Below are 18,258 nucleotides of genomic sequence, written 5' to 3'. Positions count from 1 at the left end.
AAATTCCAAATTCCAAGTCTAAAATTATAATTTGGGATTTAAATTTAAACTGTATGCCATGAAAAACATCATTACTCAATTCTCCCGACTATTTGTCGGCGTATTATTTATCATTTCCGGATTAATAAAATTGAACGATCCAGTTGGTTTCTCTTATAAACTGGCAGAATATTTTAGCGAACCGGTTTTCAATATGCCGTTTTTAGAGCCTTTGGCTTTAGGATTAGCGATCTTTTTAGTTATTCTTGAAGTTGTTTTGGGCGTTATGTTGTTGGTGGGGTACAAATCAAAACTAACGATTTGGGCTTTATTGCTTTTAATCGTTTTCTTTACGTTCCTTACCTTCTACTCTGCTTATTTTGATGTGGTAAAAGATTGTGGTTGTTTTGGTGACGCTTTGCACTTAACGCCTTGGCAATCCTTTACAAAAGACATTGTTTTACTATTCTTTATTCTGATTTTATTCATTAATAAAAAACTAGTAAAACCTTTATTCTCAAGTGCAGTAACAAACATTATTACTTACGCAAGTGTTGTATTGTGTATTTTCATGGCAGTTTGGGTTTTAAATCATAATCCTATAAAGGATTTCCGTCCTTACAAAGTGGGAACGAATATCGAAAAAGGAATGGAAATTCCTGAAGGCGCGCCAAAATCTGTAGTTGAAATGATTTTTATCTACAAAGTAAATGGAGTTGACAAAGAATTTACAGAAAAAGATCTGGCCAATATTCCTGAAGGCGCAACTTTTGTAGACAGAAAAGACAAAGTAATTACTGAAGGTTATATTCCGCCAATTCATGATTTTACAATGGTAAAAGAGGATTCTGATTACAAAGAAGAATTATTACAAGAACCTAAATTACTCGTTTTTGTAACGTATGATTTGGCCTTGTCTAATCCTGACGGAATGAAAAAATTACAAAGCTTAAGCAAAGATGCAAAAGCAAAAGGATACAAAGTAATTGCAATGACAGCTTCCGGGGCGGATGAAATTGCAAAAGCGAAGAAACAATATGGCTTAGATACTGATTTTTATTTCTGTGATGCTACAGCGCTAAAAACGGTAGAAAGAGCAAATCCTAGCATTGTTGTGATACAAAACGGAACTATAATTCAAAAAGTTCATTATAATGATATTAAGGATTTGAAGTTATAACACATCAAAACTAAAATTCAGAAACACCAATTCTTCTATAGTTGAATTGGTGTTTTTTTTTATTTAAAAACGAACAGAATTGAATATTAACCTAACACATATTAATGAATTATCCCCAGCAAAAGCAACCAAATGCAATCATAATTTAAACTAAAAAATACGTTAAAATAACATTCTCTGCTAAAAAATATAAATTTTAAGCCGTACCTTTTGTTAATCTTAGAAATTGTTAATTTAAATCAATAACTATGAAACAATTGTCGAGCCTCGTATTTATTTTTTTACTTATTGGATGTAATAGTCAAGCTGATATCACGGATAACCTAACAGCACCTGAAACATTCGCTTTTCAAATTTTAGATCATAAGGGAGAAAATGTCTTCTCCAACAAAACATATGACGCGAAAAAAATCACAGTAAAAAATCTGGATTCTGACGATGTCGTAAAACATCATTTTGTATCTGATAACAATTTAAACATAATCGTTCTTGAAAATGTGGGACGAGAAAGTGAAGATGTCAACTATTCGATAAATGTGGGGGACAAAAGTATTTTTGAACTTCATGTAGATGCCATTTTGGTAAAAAAAGGTGTAAATTTTGAATATAAAAATGTTGAGATTACCAATACAACATTTAAGCGGGATAAAACGTCAGGAGTTTATAATGTTCTGGCCTCTCTTGACTAACTTCATAAAGTAAACTACATTACTATTTTCATTCTTCTTTTCGAAAAAAATACAAGGAATTCCTTTTCTTGAAAAAGACTTTTTCCAGACGTTTTTTTGGTCTAAAATGAAAAGATTTTAAATTAAAACAAAACTTTTTTGTGATCTGTTTTTTAATTAAATCAAAAATTACATCAAAATTTGTATTTTGTTGCTCTACTATTACGATTTCACTCTCGTTTTTTTAACCTAATTTTTATCTTTTGTTATAAAATATAGGACTGTTCAATTTTTGTTAATCTCCATTTCTCATTCAATTTGTTTGTTTAACTTTGTTGATGATCTTTTATTACCTGAAATCATTAGGATTTAAAACTAATAATTAATAGTATAAAGAGGGTCTTCGATTAGAATTAAAAAAAACAAATAGTATCTACGTATGAAACAATTAGCCCTTGTTGTAATTGCCTTTATTACATTTTCATGCTCACAAGCTCAGAAAACAAGTTTTTCTAAAGAAGCTTTGTCTGAAAAATTATTAGCAACTGATGAAAGTCAGGTTACTTTCAAAAATATTTTAAAAAAATACAAAGGTAAAACTTTGGTTATCGAAGTTTGGGCTTCATGGTGCGGAGATTGTGTAAAAGCAATGCCACAATTAAAAGAGTTACAAGCCAATAATCCTAATGTTTCGTACCTATTCCTATCTGCTGATAAAACAGCTGAAAAATGGAAAGCAGGAATTGAAAAACACGAATTAAAAGGTGATCATTTTATGATGAATGACGGTATGAAAGGCCTTTTTGGAAAAGCAATTGATCTGGATTGGATTCCGAGATATATCATCGTTGATAAAACAGGAAAAATTGTATTGTATCGTGCCATTGAAAAGGATTTTGATAAAATCAATGAAACTTTAAAAAGCCTGAAATAAAAAAATAATAACAATGGTAATTGCAAAATCCAATGTCAATGTTATATAACGCAGAACAAAAAATAAAAAAATAAAATAAAAACTACCAAAATGAGAAAAAAGATTGTTGCAGGAAACTGGAAAATGCATAAAAACGCAGCGCAAACTGAAGAATTATTAAGCGAATTAATTACTAAAATACCAGCTCAAACTACTGCTCAGGTAATTGTAGCTCCAACATTTGTAAACTTACAGGCAGCAGTTGCTAAAGTTAAAAACACAACTATTGGTGTTGCCGCTCAAAACGTTCACCAGGCTGAAGGTGGAGCTTTTACAGGAGAAATTTCTGCTGATATGTTAACTAGTATTGGTGTAAACACCGTAATTCTTGGTCACTCTGAGCGTCGCGCAATTTTTCACGAAACTGATGCTTTAATCGCTAATAAAGTAGACACTGCATTAAAACATGACTTAACAGTAATTTTCTGTTTTGGAGAAGAATTAAAAGACCGTCAGTCAGATAATCATTTTAATATTGTTGAAAACCAATTACGTGACGGATTATTTCAAATTGCAAAAGAATCATGGTCTAAAGTGGTTTTAGCTTACGAGCCTGTTTGGGCAATTGGAACCGGAGAAACTGCTTCACCTGAACAAGCTCAGGAAATGCACGAATTCATCAGAGAAGTTGTTCGTAAAGCTTACGGAGCTGATATTGCTGACGAAGTTTCTATTTTATACGGTGGTTCTGTAAAACCGGATAACGCTAAAGAAATCTTTGGTAAGCCAGACGTAGACGGTGGTTTAATTGGTGGTGCTGCTTTAAAAGCAGATGACTTCTTAGCTATCGTAACAGCTATCTAAATTTAGATTTAACAGCTAATTATAATATAAAGCGTTCGTTTTTCGAACGCTTTTTTTGTGCATTAAATAATTCTTAAATTAATAATGTTCTCCCATAATTATAAGCAACTTCTACTTTCTATTATTACCTTTGCAAAAAAATTATTTATGTCGAATATATATTTAGGATACCATTTTACGATTGAACCAAAAGAACCGGGTTCAGAAATTTTAATTGCTGAATTAGGCGAGAAAGCGTTTGAGACTTTTACAGAAACTGAAACAGGAATTTCAGCTTATGTAAAAAAAGATTTATGGGATGAGAATATTCTTGATGGCATTTATATTTTAGAATCTGAAGAGTTTAAAATTGAATATACAGTTGAAGAAATCGATCAGGTAAACTGGAACGAAGAATGGGAAAAGAATTTTGAAGCAATTGATGTAGACGGAAAATGCCATGTTCGCGCTCCTTTTCACCCAAAAACCAATGCTGAATATGATATCGTAATCGAGCCAAAAATGAGTTTTGGTACGGGTCACCACGAAACTACTCATATGATGATTCAGCATTTATTAGAGATGAATGTTGAAGGACTTAAAACACTTGATATGGGTTGCGGAACAGCGATTTTAGCCATTCTTGCCGAAATGAAAGGCGCTCAGCCTATTGATGCAATTGATATTGACAATTGGTGCTATCTGAATTCTATCGAAAATGCGGAACGCAATAATTGTAAACATATTTCGGTTTACGAAGGCGATGCGGCTTTATTAGCGGGTAAAAAATATGATTTGATCATTGCTAACATCAATCGTAATATTTTGCTGAATGATATGCAGAGTTATGTTGATTGTTTAAATAAAGGCGGTATCATATTGTTTAGCGGATTTTATGAAGAAGACATTCCGTTTATTGATGCTTCATGCACAGAAAAAGGGCTAACATATGTTAAAAAGTTTCAAAGAAACAACTGGGTTTCCTTAAAATACGTAAATTAGATAGTTGATTTTCTATCTATAAACAAACTCAGAAATTTAAATATTTAGCGAACTTACAAAATCTGTGAAAGTTTTAATAAAAACAAATCCACAGACAAAGGATTAAAAAGATTTTGTTTACGCAGATTTTACAGATTGAAGAAGATTAATTCGATTTATTAAAATAATTTGCGGTGATTTAATCTTTTTAAATCTGCGTGAATTTTATATTCTTTGAGAATCCTTTTTAATCTTTGATAAACAAAAATTAATAATTACAAAAAGTACAAAAACCTAAAAACATGAGTACTAAAGAAAAAGTAAGAGAAAGAGTTCGCGAAAAAGAAGCGACGGTTTTTAATAACGAAATCATTGTTTATAACGACGATGTAAACACTTTTGATCACGTAATTGATACTTTAATGCGTGTTTGCAGTCACACACCTGAACAAGCAGAACAATGTTCCCTAATTGTACATTACAACGGAAAATGCACTGTAAAAACAGGTCCAATTGACAAATTAAAACCTCAATGCACACAACTTCTGGAAGCTGGACTTAGCGCCGAAATTGTTTAAATTACCAATAACTTAAAACGCATTCTATTTTGTTTTACACTAAAACTGAATAGAATGCGTTTTTATTTCAAATCATCTGAAATAAATGAGAATCATAAGACTTTTAATCTTGTTATTATTGCCTTTTATTTCAAAAGGCCAATCAAAATTTGAGCCTCTTCGAAAAAAGCTAATCGAAAATAAAACATACGAATATGTCTATAAATTCGAAAATAACTATGCTGTATTTCGAACTTTCAATAATAAAATGGGATTGATAGACAGCATAGGAAACGTAGTCATTAAACCTGTTTATGAATATATTGACAATAAAAAAGATCTTAAAAACCTTTTTGAAGCTGCAAAAATTGTAAATAAAAAATATAAAAGGGGTTTTATTGACTTACACAACAATGTAAAAATTCCATTTGAACACGATGATATTTTTTATTTAGGAAATGGTCTCATCAGAGTGTCAAAAAACAACAAAACAGGTGTTGTTGATATTGAAAACAGCACCATTTTGCCTATAAAATACGATTATATCATGAATGATAATGGTATTTTATTTGTTCAGACTAACAATGCAATTGATTTATTTGATGCTAAAGGAAAGCAGTTTACCAATTTTAAAGCGACAGATATTGAGTATTTTAAATATAAAAAATCTATTGTAACACTTGCAAACAAAAACACTTTGATAATTGATGATCAGGGAAATATAATTTTAAACTCCATTAAAGATCATCAATTCGAAAGAGTATTTGCATCCGATTCTTATCTTATCAAAAATACAATTACAAAGAAAAAAGGTATAATAAATTCTTCAGGCCACTATGAGATTCAATGCAAATACGACGAAATTTCACCATCGAATTCAATTTATATTGTAAGTAATAATAAAAAAAGTGGTCTCATTACTAAAAAGGATTCTTTATTAAAACCTTTAATTTATGACTACATTTTTTCGGCTTTTTATAAAGATAGTATTTCATTTCATAATCAATATTTTGCCCGTAAAGGAGATTTAAACGGTGTAATAAATCCATTTTTAGAGAAAGAAATAATTCCTATTACTTATAGACACTTAGAACAACATTCTAACTATTATATTTCAGCTAACCAGGAAAACAAAAATGGGATGTTTTCATCTCAAGGTGCAATTATAATTCCGGAAGATTACGATTTTTATAATGTGTCTCAAAATAAAATTTTTGCCGTAAAAAATTCAAGAAAATATCTTCTTACAATTGGAGATAACGCTTACTATGAAACCGAAATATTTGCTGGTGAATTTGTTAAAGATAAATTTAACTTTGACGGATTTTCAAAAAGCAACTATCAAATTTTCAAAAACGAAAATAAATTTGGTGTCATTAGCAATCAAAACAAAATTGCAATTCCGTCTGAATTTGATTTCATTACCGAAATCTATGCTACCGGAGAATTCATTGTTCAAAAAAACAAAAAATACGGAATTGTAAACGCTGATAATAAAATCCTTTTAGAGTTAAAATATGATTCATTTAAAATAATTAAAGAGGTTATTAAATTTGGAATTAAAAATCAAAAAACACCAAAATTCTATCCGGTTGATTTTTCTAAAGAAAAAAAATAATTATTTTCTTTCAAATTTAAATTGCAGATTTCGACTTAATTAAAAATTTAGATTGTATTAATGCTATAATTTCTTAATAATTTAAAAAACATTCTATTTTATTCTATATTTGGACAAAATACAATGCTTTTTTTATGGAAGAATACGGAAAGATATTGATTATCGCTACGCCTATTTTTTTAGTATTAATTATAATCGAAAAAATATACGGCATTTATAAAAAGGACGACACTGCTCCTTTGATCGATAGCGTATCGAGTATCAGTTCCGGAATTACAAATTCTGTAAAAGATGTTTTGGGATTAAGCCTGACTTTTATTTCTTACGAATGGATGGTTTCTAAAATTGCCATTTATCATTTAGAACCCAATGTTCTCTCTTATTGCATCGCCTTTTTTGTCATCGATTTTTATGGTTACTGGAGTCATCGATGGGCACATCAAATTAATCTTTTCTGGAATAAACATGCAATTCATCACAGCAGCGAAGAATTTAACCTTGCCTGTGCACTGCGCCAGCCTATTGCGAGTTTGGTTAATTTATTTACTTTTTTGTTGATTCCTGCAGCGTTATTAGGCGTTCCGGCTACAGTAATCGCGATCACTTTGCCGCTGCATTTGTTTTTGCAATTTTGGTATCATACCAAACATATTAAGAAAATGGGGATTCTGGAATATATTCTGGTTACTCCTTCGCATCATCGTGTACATCACGCAATAAACCCCGAATATTTAGATAAAAACCATTCGCAGATTTTTATTTTCTGGGATAAACTTTTTGGCACTTTTCAAGCCGAATTAGACGATGTTCCGCCCGTATTTGGCATTACAAGGCCTGCTCAAACCTGGAACCCTATCCGAATTAATTTCCAGCATTTGGGTTTATTGATTAAAGATGCCTGGAGAGCCGAAAACTGGAAAGACAAATTCACCATCTGGTTTAAACCTACAGGCTGGCGACCGGAAAATTTTGAAGAAAAATATCCTGTACATAAAATCGATAACGTTTTTGATTTTGAGAAATACAGCACACAAAACTCTCAGAAATTAATCTACTGGTCTGTAGCACAGGTTTTAATTACGCTATTGTTTGTCACTTATTTATTTGATAATATTGCTACAATTGGTTTGCCCAATATTTTCATCTATGGTTTATTTATTCTGGTTACTATTTATAGCTACACAGAGTTGATGGACAAAAACAAATATGCCATTTTTTGGGAAGGTTTACGTGTAACAATTGCGATTGCAATTATCGCGTATTATGGAGGTTGGTTTGGCTTAAATCATAGTTTTTCTATGAGTAGTTATATTATTTTAAGTTATTTAAGTTTATCGTTTTTAATTACGATATACTTTGTAACCATTGATTTCAGACCCCAAACAAACCAAATAATAAAATCATAAAGTACTTATGAGAAATGCTGTTTTTTTTAAAATTTATATCGTTTTTAGTATCTTATATCTGATTGTCTTGTTTACAGGACATGAAAATCTGGATTTATACTTAAAGCCGGCATTAATCCCTTTGTTGGGATTTGGAGTTTATTTTCATCCCAAATTTCTTTCCAGAAGAATCCTTTTGAATGCTTTGATTTTTTCCTGGATTGGAGATGTGATTTTAATTTTTGCCGATATTGCTGAAATTTATTTCATCCTAGGATTGGTTTCTTTTTTGATTGCACACATTACTTATTGTGTTCTTTTTAATAAACAAATTATAGGAGAAATTCAGATTAACAAAGTTCTTTTTGGACTTGGAAGCCTTGTAATTGCTTTTTATTTAACAGCAATAATTTTAGTTTTAATGCCTAATTTGGGCGATTTAAAAATTCCTGTTATTGTCTACGCAGCTGTAATTTCGACTATGTTACTATTTGCTTTTAATGGTTACCTGATTTGGAAAAAACCCGGAGCTTTATACATTTTCCTGGGTGCCATAACATTTGTCATTTCAGATAGTATTCTGGCGTTTGACAAATTTCATGCTCCAATCGAAAAAAGCTCTTTTTTTATTATGCTATCTTACCTTGTGGCACAATATCTGATTGTAGTGGGAATTATAAGACTGAATGCACAAAAATTAGATTAAAAATTAGCCCACGGATTTTAACGGATAAAACTGATTTTCGCTGATTTTTTGAATCGTAATAATTTTTAACGAAATAGCTTGCAGATAAAACGAATTGAAAATTATTTTATCACGCAGATTTAGCTGGTTTTTTTGAATCTTTTTAATTCTGTAATCTGTGGCAAAAAAGAAAAATTAGAGAAAATTATTGAAATTCGGAGTAAAAAGAAAAAACACTTTTACATTTGTACTACCAATACTTTAAACCATGAAAAAAATAGCCTTTTATATCATTTTAATAATTACTGTATCGTCTTGCGTGAGTACGAGATCGACTTTGAAAAATGTTGACGATAATGCTCCCGATTTGGTTTTGAAACAAAATAATACTTTCGAAATAAAACTTTTTAGTACTGATAAAAAATACGGTTATGATCCTGATTATCCGGTAAATATTTTTTTTAGAAATACAAGAGATGAAGCTATAAACGAAACTCGTTTTTTGAATGCTTTAGCCGGCCCAAACGGTGAAAAAATTACTTATATACGTTTAGAAACCTGTTGTCCTTTCCCTACTAAAAGAAGCGACATGGGAGCTGGATTCCTGAATGTCTATGAATTAAAATGGGAAGGACAAAAGAAACCTGTCAAATTATATTTAAACATTTATGAGAAAGGTATTTTGATGGTTCCGATGGGATTGAGTTTGAAGAAGGAGTAACTATTTACATATGCACCTCATCGTTATGTAATTGATTATAAACTATTAAATAAATCCATGTACGGAACAACTCCATTAATCTTAATTATTCTTCCATTACTGTTTCAGATTATAGCGGGCAGAAAAGCAATTGGTGAAACTATATCTTTAAAATTCGCAACGGTTTGTTTGATTAGTTTTTTTTCGCAAATAGTATTATCGATCGCAGCATTCTGTGTTTCTTCCTATAATTTTAATACACTTTTAGAACAAAATCCAAATTCCTTTAGATGCGGTATGGGATTTCTTGGTCTCATTATGTTTTCTCTTCTCTTAACTGTTATTCTTGTAATTGTTATAGTTATTCAATACTTTATCAAAAAATCGTACGAAGATTGATCTTTTTTTTTAGCTATTAAGATTTCGGTTTTAATATTAAAGCGTAATTGAGGAAATATTCCTTGCAGAATACATAATTCCACTACACTTCTAGCCGTGATAGGAGCGAAAATCATTTTTTGAGAAAGCCTATTTTTTCTGGTTTTTGCAGAGCGACCGGAGGAAGCTCCTGCAAAGACCAAGAAAAAAAGGGTTTAGAGAAAAATATTGCAGCGGATAGCACGATTGGCTTCTTAAAATAATCTTAAATCTTCATCTCGTATTCATAAATCATGACTACCTTTGCACTGTCAAAAAATCATATTATGAACATACAACATATTCCACAAATTAAGCATACTGAAAGTGGTAACTTCTTTTTATTGGCGGGACCTTGCGCTATTGAAGGAGAAGAAATGGCTCTAAGAATTGCTGAAAAATTAGTTGGTATTACCGACAAACTTCAGATTCCTTATGTATTCAAGGGATCGTTTAAAAAAGCCAACCGTTCGAGAATTGATAGTTTCTCTGGAATTGGTGACGAAAAAGCATTGAAAATTTTAAGAAAAGTTTCGGAAACTTTTCATGTTCCTACTGTAACAGATATTCATACTAATGAAGATGCTGATATGGCGGCGCAATACGTTGACGTTTTGCAAATTCCGGCGTTCCTTGTTCGTCAGACTGATCTTGTTGTGGCTGCGGCTAATACCGGAAAAGTAGTGAACCTTAAAAAAGGGCAATTTATGAGTCCGGAGAGTATGAAACACGCTGTACAAAAGGTTTTGGATTGCCAAAACGAAAATGTTATGGTTACAGATCGTGGTACTATGTTTGGTTACCAAGACATGATAGTTGATTTTAGAGGTATTCCTACTATGCAACAATATGCGTCTACAGTTCTTGATGTTACGCATTCGCTGCAACAACCTAACCAGACTGCCGGTGTTACAGGCGGAAGACCTGATATGATCGAAACTGTTGCTAAAGCGGGTATTGCAGTTGGTGTAGACGGTATTTTTATCGAAACTCATTTTGATCCTGCTAATGCAAAAAGTGATGGTGCTAATATGCTTCATCTGGACTATTTTGAAGGTCTAATGACGAAGTTGGTTGCCATTAGAAAAACAGTTAACGCATTTTAATTTATAATACTTAAGTTCTTTGAAAACAAAAATTTTATTTTTCTTACTGATGTGTGTTTCTTTAAACACTTTTGCTCAGGAAGAAATCACAGTACAAAGATATACAGCTCACAATAAAGGAAAGTTCTTTATTTCCTGGGGAGGTAACAGAGATAGTTATACAAAATCTGACGTGAATTTTAGAGGGAAAGATTACAACTTTACGGTTAGCGATATGAAAGCTCATGATAAACCAAAAGGATATCATATTGATTATGTAAATCCGGCAAACATGACGATTCCGCAAACGAACTTTAGAATGGGATATTTCTTTAGCGATCATTACAGTGTTGCTATTGGTTGGGATCATATGAAGTATGTGATGACTCAGAATCAAATCGCTAATGTTACGGGTAATATTAATTTATCTGCAGATCAGGCTGGATCTTATTACAACGGAGATTATAATAATACTCCTGTAGATATGTCTCAGCATGGTGCTCAGGAAGGCGGTATTGCGGGTGGTACTCAGGGAAACCCTCCTGCTTTTTTAATGTACGAACATACAGATGGTTTGAACTACATTAATACTGAGGTTTCACGACATGATGATATTTCTAAATGGTTTGGTATCAATAACACAGATAAAGTTCAGATTAATTTAACTGAAGGTTTAGGTGCAGGACTTTTATATCCTAAAACGAATACAACTCTTTTAGGAAAAGAACGTCATGATGATTTTCACGTTTCCGGATATGGTTTATCTGCAAAAGCGGGAATTAACTTTACTTTCTTCAAGTATTTCTACTTGCAAGGCGAGCTAAAAGGCGGTTACATTAACATGCAGGATATTAAAACTACACGAAGTAATGATGATAGCGCTTCGCAGGACTTCTTCTTTTTTCAAAGAATTATTGCTGTAGGCGGAATCTTTAGAATCTAATAGTTCTGTTCAAATTATATTTAAAAATAGTTATCATTTTGGTAACTATTTTTTTTTGCGCTTTATTTGTTATGAAATCAATTATTTTGCCCACTGATTATACGGATTAAGCCGTTTTTCGCAGTTTTTAATTTTTATAAAGATTTAAAAACTTTTTTTTAAGAATCTGTGTAAATCTGTTTAATCAGCTAAATCTGTGGGCTATAAAACATTAAACTTAAATATGAAAAAATCAAAATATTTATTTCCTATAGTTACATTTTTACTGAGTTTTGGTTGCGCTTTGTTTGTTGCGATGAAGGTTTTTCCGAACAATCCTTTTTCTAATACAAAAAACAATACAGAAGCTTCTTTACAGAACAAAATTCAGGATGGGGATCTTATTTTTCAAACTTCGGAATCAAGTCAATGCGAGGCGGTTCGAATTGCAACTAATTCTAAATTTTCGCATTGCGGAATTATTTACAGTATAAATGGAAGTTTATTTGTTTTTGAAGCTGTTCAGCCTGTAAAACTGACGCGCTTGGAGGATTGGATTCAACACGGAAAAGACCATAAATATCTTGTAAAAAGATTGAAAAATGCTAATGAAGTATTAAAACCTGCTACATTGCAAAAAATGAAAGATTACAGTCAGAATTTTATGGGCAAAGAATATGATGCCTATTTTGATTGGTCTGATACAAGAATTTATTGCTCTGAACTGATCTGGAAAATTTATAAAAATGGCGCTGGAATTGAATTATCTAAATTAAAGCAATTGAAGGATTTTAATTTAACGGATGTCAGAGTTCAAAAAATATTAAAAGAGCGATACGGGAATGCTATTCCGTTTGATGAAAAAGTGGTTGCACCATCAGATTTAGTAGATTCTGATCTATTAAAAACCGTAATAGATACTTACTAATTCTTCTTAAATGATGATGCAAAAAAACATTTATAAGATTTTACTTCTGCATTATTTTAATCGAAATTGCTATTCAACGAATTAAATCGGTTTTAAACGAAAAACCCGCTGTAATGTTAAAACTACAACATTCGTGTAAAATTTTAATAGTATTTTAGTAATGTAATTTCAAAATTAGGTTTAATCTATGAACAATAGCGCACCTAGCCTTACTAAAAATACTGTTGATTTTTTCAATCAGTTTGAGGAGTTTTTTGATTCTTCACCAGATTTATTATGTGTAGCAGGATTTGATGGATACTTTAAGAGAGTTAATCCGTCTGTATCGAAATTACTCGAATTTAGCGAAGAAGAATTATTCTCGAAACCCATAAACGATTTTGTTTTTGAAGCTGACAGAATTAGTACAACGCACGCCAGAAAAAATCTAACAAAGAAAATTGGGTTGTCTAATTTTGAAAATCGCTATGTAACAAAAAGCGGCAATGTTGTTTGGTTATTATGGACTTCGTTCCCTATACAAAAAGATAAACTCATTTTTGCGATTGCTAAAAATATTACGTTTAAAAAAGAGCTGGAACAAGAACGAAATGCTCATTTAACAGAACTTACTAAAATAAATAACGAACTTAAACAGCTTACTTATACTACGGCTCATGATTTGAGATCTCCGGTAAATAATTTACTGGCTGTTTTTGATCTTCTGGATACATCGACTATTTCAGATCCCGAAACGCTCGAGCTTATTTCGATTATTGAAATTGCAACGCAAAGCTTAAAAAAGACGTTGGTTGATCATGTTGCTCTTCTGGATAAAAAAAATGAAGAAGACAATCAATTGGAATTATTGAATTTTGAGGCTGTTTTAAAAGAGGTTTTGTTTTCGATCAACTCTTTAATTCATAATTCAAAAGCAAAAGTTACTACTGAATTTTCTGAGGCAGAAACAGTTCTTTTTAATAAAAGTTCTCTTAAAAGCATTTTTCTGAATTTAATTACAAATTCAATTAAATACGCTAAACCGGGTTCATTGCCTGTCATTAACTTTAATTCACATCATTTTAACGGAAGTACCCAACTTACTATCACAGACAACGGAATTGGTTTTGATATGGAAAAAGTAAGGGATAAGATTTTTGGACTGCATCAAAAATTCAACTCACACAAAGACAGTAATGGTATAGGATTGTATTTGGTTTACAATCATGTCACCAATCTTGGCGGGCATATTTGCCTGGAAAGTAAACTTAATGAGGGTGCAAAATTTACGATTACTTTTAAGGATTAAGTTGCATAAAAAAACCATTCGCGAAATCGAATGGCTCTTTTATATAACACTGCTTACCTAATGTCAAAATTATCGTATATATATATTGATAAGTTGGCATATACTCTAAAAACTCTTCAGGTTTAGAACAGAATGTTAATAGGTATAAGTCTCTTCCTTTTATAAAATAATATTGAAGAATTGTCGCAAAATATCCATTATCCAACATTGTCTTATAGACGATTTCTTGTCCTGTTAAACCATTTTTCAAGACTTTTCGATTTGAAATAATTTCACTGCTAACACTAAATTTTTTATCTATTATTTTTTTAAGCACTTTTGGTTTAACGTTTTCATAACCAAGGTCTTTAATTAATAAACCAATGTTCTCTGTAAAGTTATCCTGTAACGAACTTTTTTCACTCAGCAGCATAAATGAATTTTGAAGTGAATCTGTTCTTTTAAGATACCAATTTTCAGGAAACAGCAACGAATATTTTTTCTCACTAATATATAATTTTCTATAAGCCTTTTCAGAATTTTGCTGACTAAACGCAATTGTAGCGTAAGCTAAAAAGGCTATTTGAAAAACTATTTTCATTTTAAATCTAACTTTTCGTTGGCAGTATAATTCCCGTTTGATCCATTAAATATAGTAATGAGGTCATTGTGGCTGCTCCCAGTTCAAGTTCTCTTTTATTGATGGCGTCGAATTTATCGTTTGCAGCATGATGGTAATCAAAGTAACGTTGCGAATCTGGCATTAAACCTGCTTTAACGATCGTTTTAGACGTTAAATGTTCGATATCTGACCCACTGTGTCCTTTTACAAAACTATTCACGAAATAAGGTTCGAAAAGAGGAGCAAATCCTTGAATTTTTTTCAGGTTAGCATCATCTGCTTCAAGAGAAAAACCTCTGGGTGTAAATCCGCCTGAATCGCTTTCAAGGGCAAAAATATGGTTCTCGTTCTTTTGCTTGGCGACTTCTTCATATTTTGCTCCGCCTTTTCCGCCATTTTCTTCATTCATAAATAAAACGACACGAATCGTATTTTTAGGTTTGTAGTTTAGGTTTTTAAGTATACGAACTACTTCCATACTTTGTACTACTCCTGCTCCATCGTCATGAGAACCATCAGCAAGATCCCAGGAATCTAAATGTCCGCCCACTACCATTATATTTTCTGGTGTCACTGTTCCTGTCAGTTCACCAATTACGTTATGCGACAAGACATCCGGCAAAGTCTCGCATGATTGCTTAAAATAAAACTTTAAAGCGGGATTTGCTTTCAAGGATCTACTCAATAATTCGGCTCCATTTGTACTAATTGCCGCAGCCGGGATATATTTTTCTTTTGGCAAATCGCCATAACTTTGATTTCCTGCATGAGGCAAATCGTCTAATCGTAAATTTAATGAACGAACAATTGCTCCTACAGCTCCTAACTGAGCGGCCTCTTTTGCTCCTATCCTCCTTTGATCTCCCGCTTCTGAATAAGCATCAAAAGTTCCAACATTTTCAGGATTCATTGGTCTGTTAAAAAAAACAATTTTACCTTTTACTTTATCCCCTAAACCCCTTAATTCTTCGATTCCCTTTACCTCAATAATTTCTGCTGTAATTCCTGCTTTTGGAGTTGCGACTGAAGCTCCCAAAGCACAAATTGGAACATTCGTTTTTATTTTCCCATCTAAAATATAAGCTGTTTCTTTTTCTCCACGCACCCAATGCGGAACCATCACTTCCTGCAAATACACTTTATCAAGTCCTAATATTTCAAGCTGTCTTTTGGTATATTCTACTGCTTCTGCGGCACCTTTAGAACCTGACAAACGACTTCCGATGTCGTTAGACAAATATTCTAACCATGAATAACATTTAGCTTCGGTTAAGGCTTTTTTATAGAATAATTTAATATTTTTTTCATCATTTGATTGTGCAAAAGATGTCAATCCGTTTAAAACTAAAGCAGTTAGAAGAATCGTTTTTTTCATAGGGTTCATAATGTTTTTGGGTTGTTACACAAAGGAACAAAATTCTTTAGAACTGCCGGAGTTTCTACTCAACTATTCACATAAAAAAAACTCTAATTACAAACCATGTAGTTTACAATTAGAGTTTTTATGATATTAATAAAATAAAACTACTTTATTTCAATAATCTTATTCTTTGTTCCAATTCCATTTTCATTAAAAGCTTCAATGGTAAAATAATACTTTGTTCCTTTATCTAAACCTCTAAAATCATAAGTATTATCGCCATACACCATTATGCTGTTATATAGTTTATCAGGTGAAATTCCGTAATAAATATTGTAGCCAATTGCATCTGCTTGTTTTTTCCAGGAGATCATAGCATTTCTTGAATCTGATTTATTTCGATCCACTTTAAACGAGGTAACCGCTTTTGGTTTTTCTAATAATCCATTTCCGAATACTCTGAAATCTGAGATCGCAAACAATCCAGATGCATTATGAATGTTTTCCATTTTGATGTAACGTGCTTTTATTGATTTTGTCAACTCTACATAATCATGAGGAACATCTTTATCATTTTTAGATTTATCGACTACCAAAGTCCAGTTTTGAGCATCATCTGACATGTATATTTTATATTGATAATAAATATCCATTGCTTTATTAAACTGAGTCGCTTTATGGTCTGCATAATTAATCTGCAGTGCCTTAATTTCCATTGGTCGGCCTAAATCCATTTGAAGCCATTCTCCCGGATCAGCTGTTTTGGCAGACCAATAACTTTGAATATTTTCATCGGTTAAGTTTTCGGCACCGTAACAAAATTTCTCGTATACTTTTTTACCGCCATTATCTACTCTATGAGTTTCTACTTCCATACATTCTTCATAAGAAGAAACAGTTACCGGTTTTTTATACGAAAGTAACATCCATCCTGATGAAGCGCCTTTCGTCTGATCGCGTTGCTGCGTTGGCAATACAATTGGAAAATCGCCGTAAGAAGTGATAGAATACATGACATCATCTTTGTCAAATCCAGCCGGGAACATATCGATACGACGCTCAAAACGGTCTTTGATCGAAATTTTACACGTTCCGGTATTCCAGTAATTTCCGTAATTATCGGCAAAAGTATTTCCGTGTCCGGCTCCAATTACAAATCCCCCCGGTTTATACGACATTGGATTGTGTTTTTGATACTCAAAAGGTCCTAACGGACTATTACCCACATGAACTCCATTTGCATATCCTTTAAATTCAGTAGCCGGAGCGCCATATTGCATGTAGTATTTTCCGTTATGTTTGGTCATCCATGCACCTTCTATAAAATCGCCCCAAGGCGCAGGTTCCATATCATTATTAGGCCCAAAACGTTCCCATCCGTGGTTTTTAGGATCCAAATCTACTACTTCTTTAATTTGTCCATACGGACGCTGAATGTCTTCTACTTCGGTTGCAGCGTACAATTTTGCATAATCTGCCTGATTTCCTACCGGCAGCCATGTTTTATAATCTACTTCGGTACCTACAAGTGGCAGTTTTCCGCTTGAACCGTAGTACATATAGACTTTTTTATCATCATCCTGAAAAATAGCGGGATCCCACGTTGGCAACATTGCTTTATCTACATGTCGTAACCATCTTCCTGATTTTGGATCGGCAGTTTTCCAAACAGGATGATCTTTTTTCCAGGTTGAACCTACATAAAATAAAGTATCATTTACAACCCATGCAGCAGGTGCACATTGATCATCATCGCCTGGTTGCCTTTGAAAACTTCCGTAAACGAAATTCCAGTCAGACATATCTTTACTCCAAAAGAAACCAGCCTGATTGGTCGCAAATAAGTAATATTCATTTTTATAGGTAATAATAACAGGATCTGCACTTGAACGACGGGATTCAGGTATTCCATTATGATTATGCGTAGTATAGTTGTACCCAATATTAATTGGGTTACAATAAGTTGATGCAGGTTTATTAGGATCAAACCATTCCGTTTTTCCAGGAATACTGGATTTTTGTGCTGATATATTGATATTAAATCCTATCAAAAGCATCAAAAGCGATATAGACGATAATTTATACATTTCTTTTTATTTTCGTTATTCGTTAAGATATTTGTTATGAGTTACTGTCAACCCTTAACTT

Annotated in this window: 17 protein-coding genes; 14 read left to right on the top strand and 3 right to left on the bottom strand. The window is 32.2% G+C overall.

The window, feature by feature from the left end:
* Nucleotides 1–58 precede the first annotated feature (58 nt).
* The 14 genes from B0M43_RS14320 (at nucleotide 59) to B0M43_RS14255 (ending at nucleotide 14,149) form a co-directional block, all read left to right on the top strand.
* Nucleotides 59–1,159 carry a BT_3928 family protein gene (locus tag B0M43_RS14320; RefSeq protein WP_065449559.1) on the top strand — a complete coding sequence of 367 codons (1,101 nt, stop codon included), beginning with the start codon at nucleotides 59–61 and terminating at the stop codon, nucleotides 1,157–1,159.
* A 248-nt stretch (nucleotides 1,160–1,407) separates the two neighbouring features.
* Nucleotides 1,408–1,848: a hypothetical protein gene (locus tag B0M43_RS14315; protein WP_078008715.1), complete on the top strand. Its 441-nt coding sequence runs from the start codon at nucleotides 1,408–1,410 to the stop codon at nucleotides 1,846–1,848.
* Nucleotides 1,849–2,266: 418 nt separating this feature from the next.
* The gene (locus B0M43_RS14310; protein ID WP_078008716.1) at nucleotides 2,267–2,761 is read left to right on the top strand and encodes a TlpA disulfide reductase family protein; all 495 of its coding nucleotides are present in this window, start codon (nucleotides 2,267–2,269) and stop codon (nucleotides 2,759–2,761) included.
* A 90-nt stretch (nucleotides 2,762–2,851) separates the two neighbouring features.
* Nucleotides 2,852–3,604 (top strand): triose-phosphate isomerase, encoded by a 753-nt coding sequence (tpiA, locus tag B0M43_RS14305; protein ID WP_078008717.1) that lies wholly within the window; start codon nucleotides 2,852–2,854, stop codon nucleotides 3,602–3,604.
* A gap of 147 nt (nucleotides 3,605–3,751) precedes the next feature.
* Complete coding sequence (gene prmA / locus B0M43_RS14300) at nucleotides 3,752–4,585, top strand: 50S ribosomal protein L11 methyltransferase (protein WP_065449555.1); 834 nt, start codon at nucleotides 3,752–3,754, stop codon at nucleotides 4,583–4,585.
* 281 nt (nucleotides 4,586–4,866) lie between these two features.
* Nucleotides 4,867–5,142, top strand: coding sequence for an ATP-dependent Clp protease adaptor ClpS (locus B0M43_RS14295; protein WP_078008718.1), 276 nt, complete (start codon nucleotides 4,867–4,869; stop codon nucleotides 5,140–5,142).
* 85 nt (nucleotides 5,143–5,227) lie between these two features.
* Complete coding sequence (locus B0M43_RS14290; protein WP_078008719.1) at nucleotides 5,228–6,739, top strand: WG repeat-containing protein; 1,512 nt, start codon at nucleotides 5,228–5,230, stop codon at nucleotides 6,737–6,739.
* 134 nt (nucleotides 6,740–6,873) lie between these two features.
* A complete protein-coding gene (locus B0M43_RS14285) occupies nucleotides 6,874–8,145 on the top strand; it encodes a sterol desaturase family protein (protein WP_078008720.1) in 1,272 nt (423 codons plus the stop codon).
* Between the two features lie 7 nt (nucleotides 8,146–8,152).
* On the top strand, nucleotides 8,153–8,830 hold the full coding sequence (locus B0M43_RS14280) for a lysoplasmalogenase (protein WP_065449551.1): 678 nt from the start codon (nucleotides 8,153–8,155) through the stop codon (nucleotides 8,828–8,830).
* A gap of 247 nt (nucleotides 8,831–9,077) precedes the next feature.
* Entirely contained in the window at nucleotides 9,078–9,530 is a 453-nt protein-coding gene (locus B0M43_RS14275; RefSeq protein WP_065449550.1) for a 2-dehydro-3-deoxyphosphooctonate aldolase, read from the top strand.
* Nucleotides 9,531–10,213: 683 nt separating this feature from the next.
* Entirely contained in the window at nucleotides 10,214–11,032 is an 819-nt protein-coding gene (gene kdsA / locus B0M43_RS14270; RefSeq protein WP_065449548.1) for a 3-deoxy-8-phosphooctulonate synthase, read from the top strand.
* Between the two features lie 19 nt (nucleotides 11,033–11,051).
* The gene (locus B0M43_RS14265) at nucleotides 11,052–11,954 is read left to right on the top strand and encodes a hypothetical protein (RefSeq protein WP_078008722.1); all 903 of its coding nucleotides are present in this window, start codon (nucleotides 11,052–11,054) and stop codon (nucleotides 11,952–11,954) included.
* Nucleotides 11,955–12,177: 223 nt separating this feature from the next.
* On the top strand, nucleotides 12,178–12,861 hold the full coding sequence (locus tag B0M43_RS14260) for a YiiX family permuted papain-like enzyme (RefSeq protein WP_078008723.1): 684 nt from the start codon (nucleotides 12,178–12,180) through the stop codon (nucleotides 12,859–12,861).
* A gap of 187 nt (nucleotides 12,862–13,048) precedes the next feature.
* Nucleotides 13,049–14,149, top strand: a complete 1,101-nt coding sequence (locus B0M43_RS14255) for a PAS domain-containing sensor histidine kinase (RefSeq protein ID WP_078008724.1) — start codon at nucleotides 13,049–13,051, stop codon at nucleotides 14,147–14,149.
* Here the strand turns inward: B0M43_RS14255 and B0M43_RS14250 are convergent.
* The 3 genes from B0M43_RS14250 to B0M43_RS14240 form a co-directional block, all read right to left on the bottom strand.
* Nucleotides 14,139–14,729 (bottom strand): PsbP-related protein, encoded by a 591-nt coding sequence (locus B0M43_RS14250; RefSeq protein ID WP_078008725.1) that lies wholly within the window; start codon nucleotides 14,727–14,729, stop codon nucleotides 14,139–14,141. The two genes, B0M43_RS14255 and B0M43_RS14250, sit on opposite strands and share 11 nt — an antisense overlap.
* A gap of 7 nt (nucleotides 14,730–14,736) precedes the next feature.
* On the bottom strand, nucleotides 14,737–16,125 hold the full coding sequence (locus B0M43_RS14245; protein ID WP_078008726.1) for a M20/M25/M40 family metallo-hydrolase: 1,389 nt from the start codon (nucleotides 16,123–16,125) through the stop codon (nucleotides 14,737–14,739).
* 149 nt (nucleotides 16,126–16,274) lie between these two features.
* Nucleotides 16,275–18,197 (bottom strand): discoidin domain-containing protein, encoded by a 1,923-nt coding sequence (locus tag B0M43_RS14240; RefSeq protein ID WP_078008727.1) that lies wholly within the window; start codon nucleotides 18,195–18,197, stop codon nucleotides 16,275–16,277.
* Nucleotides 18,198–18,258: the final 61 nt, after the last annotated feature.

Origin of the sequence: Flavobacterium sp. KBS0721 (assembly GCF_002007065.3) — a bacterium.
Taxonomy (GTDB): domain Bacteria; phylum Bacteroidota; class Bacteroidia; order Flavobacteriales; family Flavobacteriaceae; genus Flavobacterium; species Flavobacterium piscis.
The sequence above is the reverse complement of the archived record's forward strand: the minus strand, read 5'-3'. Positions and strand labels throughout refer to the sequence as shown.

Coding starts and splice junctions, on each gene's coding strand:
- B0M43_RS14255 (WP_078008724.1), top strand. CDS start 13,049: ATGAACAATAGCGCACCTAGCCTTACTAAAAATACTGTTGATTTTTTC.
- tpiA (WP_078008717.1), top strand. CDS start 2,852: ATGAGAAAAAAGATTGTTGCAGGAAACTGGAAAATGCATAAAAACGCA.
- B0M43_RS14275 (WP_065449550.1), top strand. CDS start 9,078: ATGAAAAAAATAGCCTTTTATATCATTTTAATAATTACTGTATCGTCT.
- B0M43_RS14295 (WP_078008718.1), top strand. CDS start 4,867: ATGAGTACTAAAGAAAAAGTAAGAGAAAGAGTTCGCGAAAAAGAAGCG.
- B0M43_RS14285 (WP_078008720.1), top strand. CDS start 6,874: ATGGAAGAATACGGAAAGATATTGATTATCGCTACGCCTATTTTTTTA.
- B0M43_RS14315 (WP_078008715.1), top strand. CDS start 1,408: ATGAAACAATTGTCGAGCCTCGTATTTATTTTTTTACTTATTGGATGT.
- B0M43_RS14310 (WP_078008716.1), top strand. CDS start 2,267: ATGAAACAATTAGCCCTTGTTGTAATTGCCTTTATTACATTTTCATGC.
- kdsA (WP_065449548.1), top strand. CDS start 10,214: ATGAACATACAACATATTCCACAAATTAAGCATACTGAAAGTGGTAAC.
- B0M43_RS14250 (WP_078008725.1), bottom strand. CDS start 14,729: ATGAAAATAGTTTTTCAAATAGCCTTTTTAGCTTACGCTACAATTGCG.
- B0M43_RS14240 (WP_078008727.1), bottom strand. CDS start 18,197: ATGTATAAATTATCGTCTATATCGCTTTTGATGCTTTTGATAGGATTT.
- prmA (WP_065449555.1), top strand. CDS start 3,752: ATGTCGAATATATATTTAGGATACCATTTTACGATTGAACCAAAAGAA.
- B0M43_RS14260 (WP_078008723.1), top strand. CDS start 12,178: ATGAAAAAATCAAAATATTTATTTCCTATAGTTACATTTTTACTGAGT.
- B0M43_RS14245 (WP_078008726.1), bottom strand. CDS start 16,125: ATGAAAAAAACGATTCTTCTAACTGCTTTAGTTTTAAACGGATTGACA.
- B0M43_RS14290 (WP_078008719.1), top strand. CDS start 5,228: ATGAGAATCATAAGACTTTTAATCTTGTTATTATTGCCTTTTATTTCA.
- B0M43_RS14280 (WP_065449551.1), top strand. CDS start 8,153: ATGAGAAATGCTGTTTTTTTTAAAATTTATATCGTTTTTAGTATCTTA.
- B0M43_RS14320 (WP_065449559.1), top strand. CDS start 59: ATGAAAAACATCATTACTCAATTCTCCCGACTATTTGTCGGCGTATTA.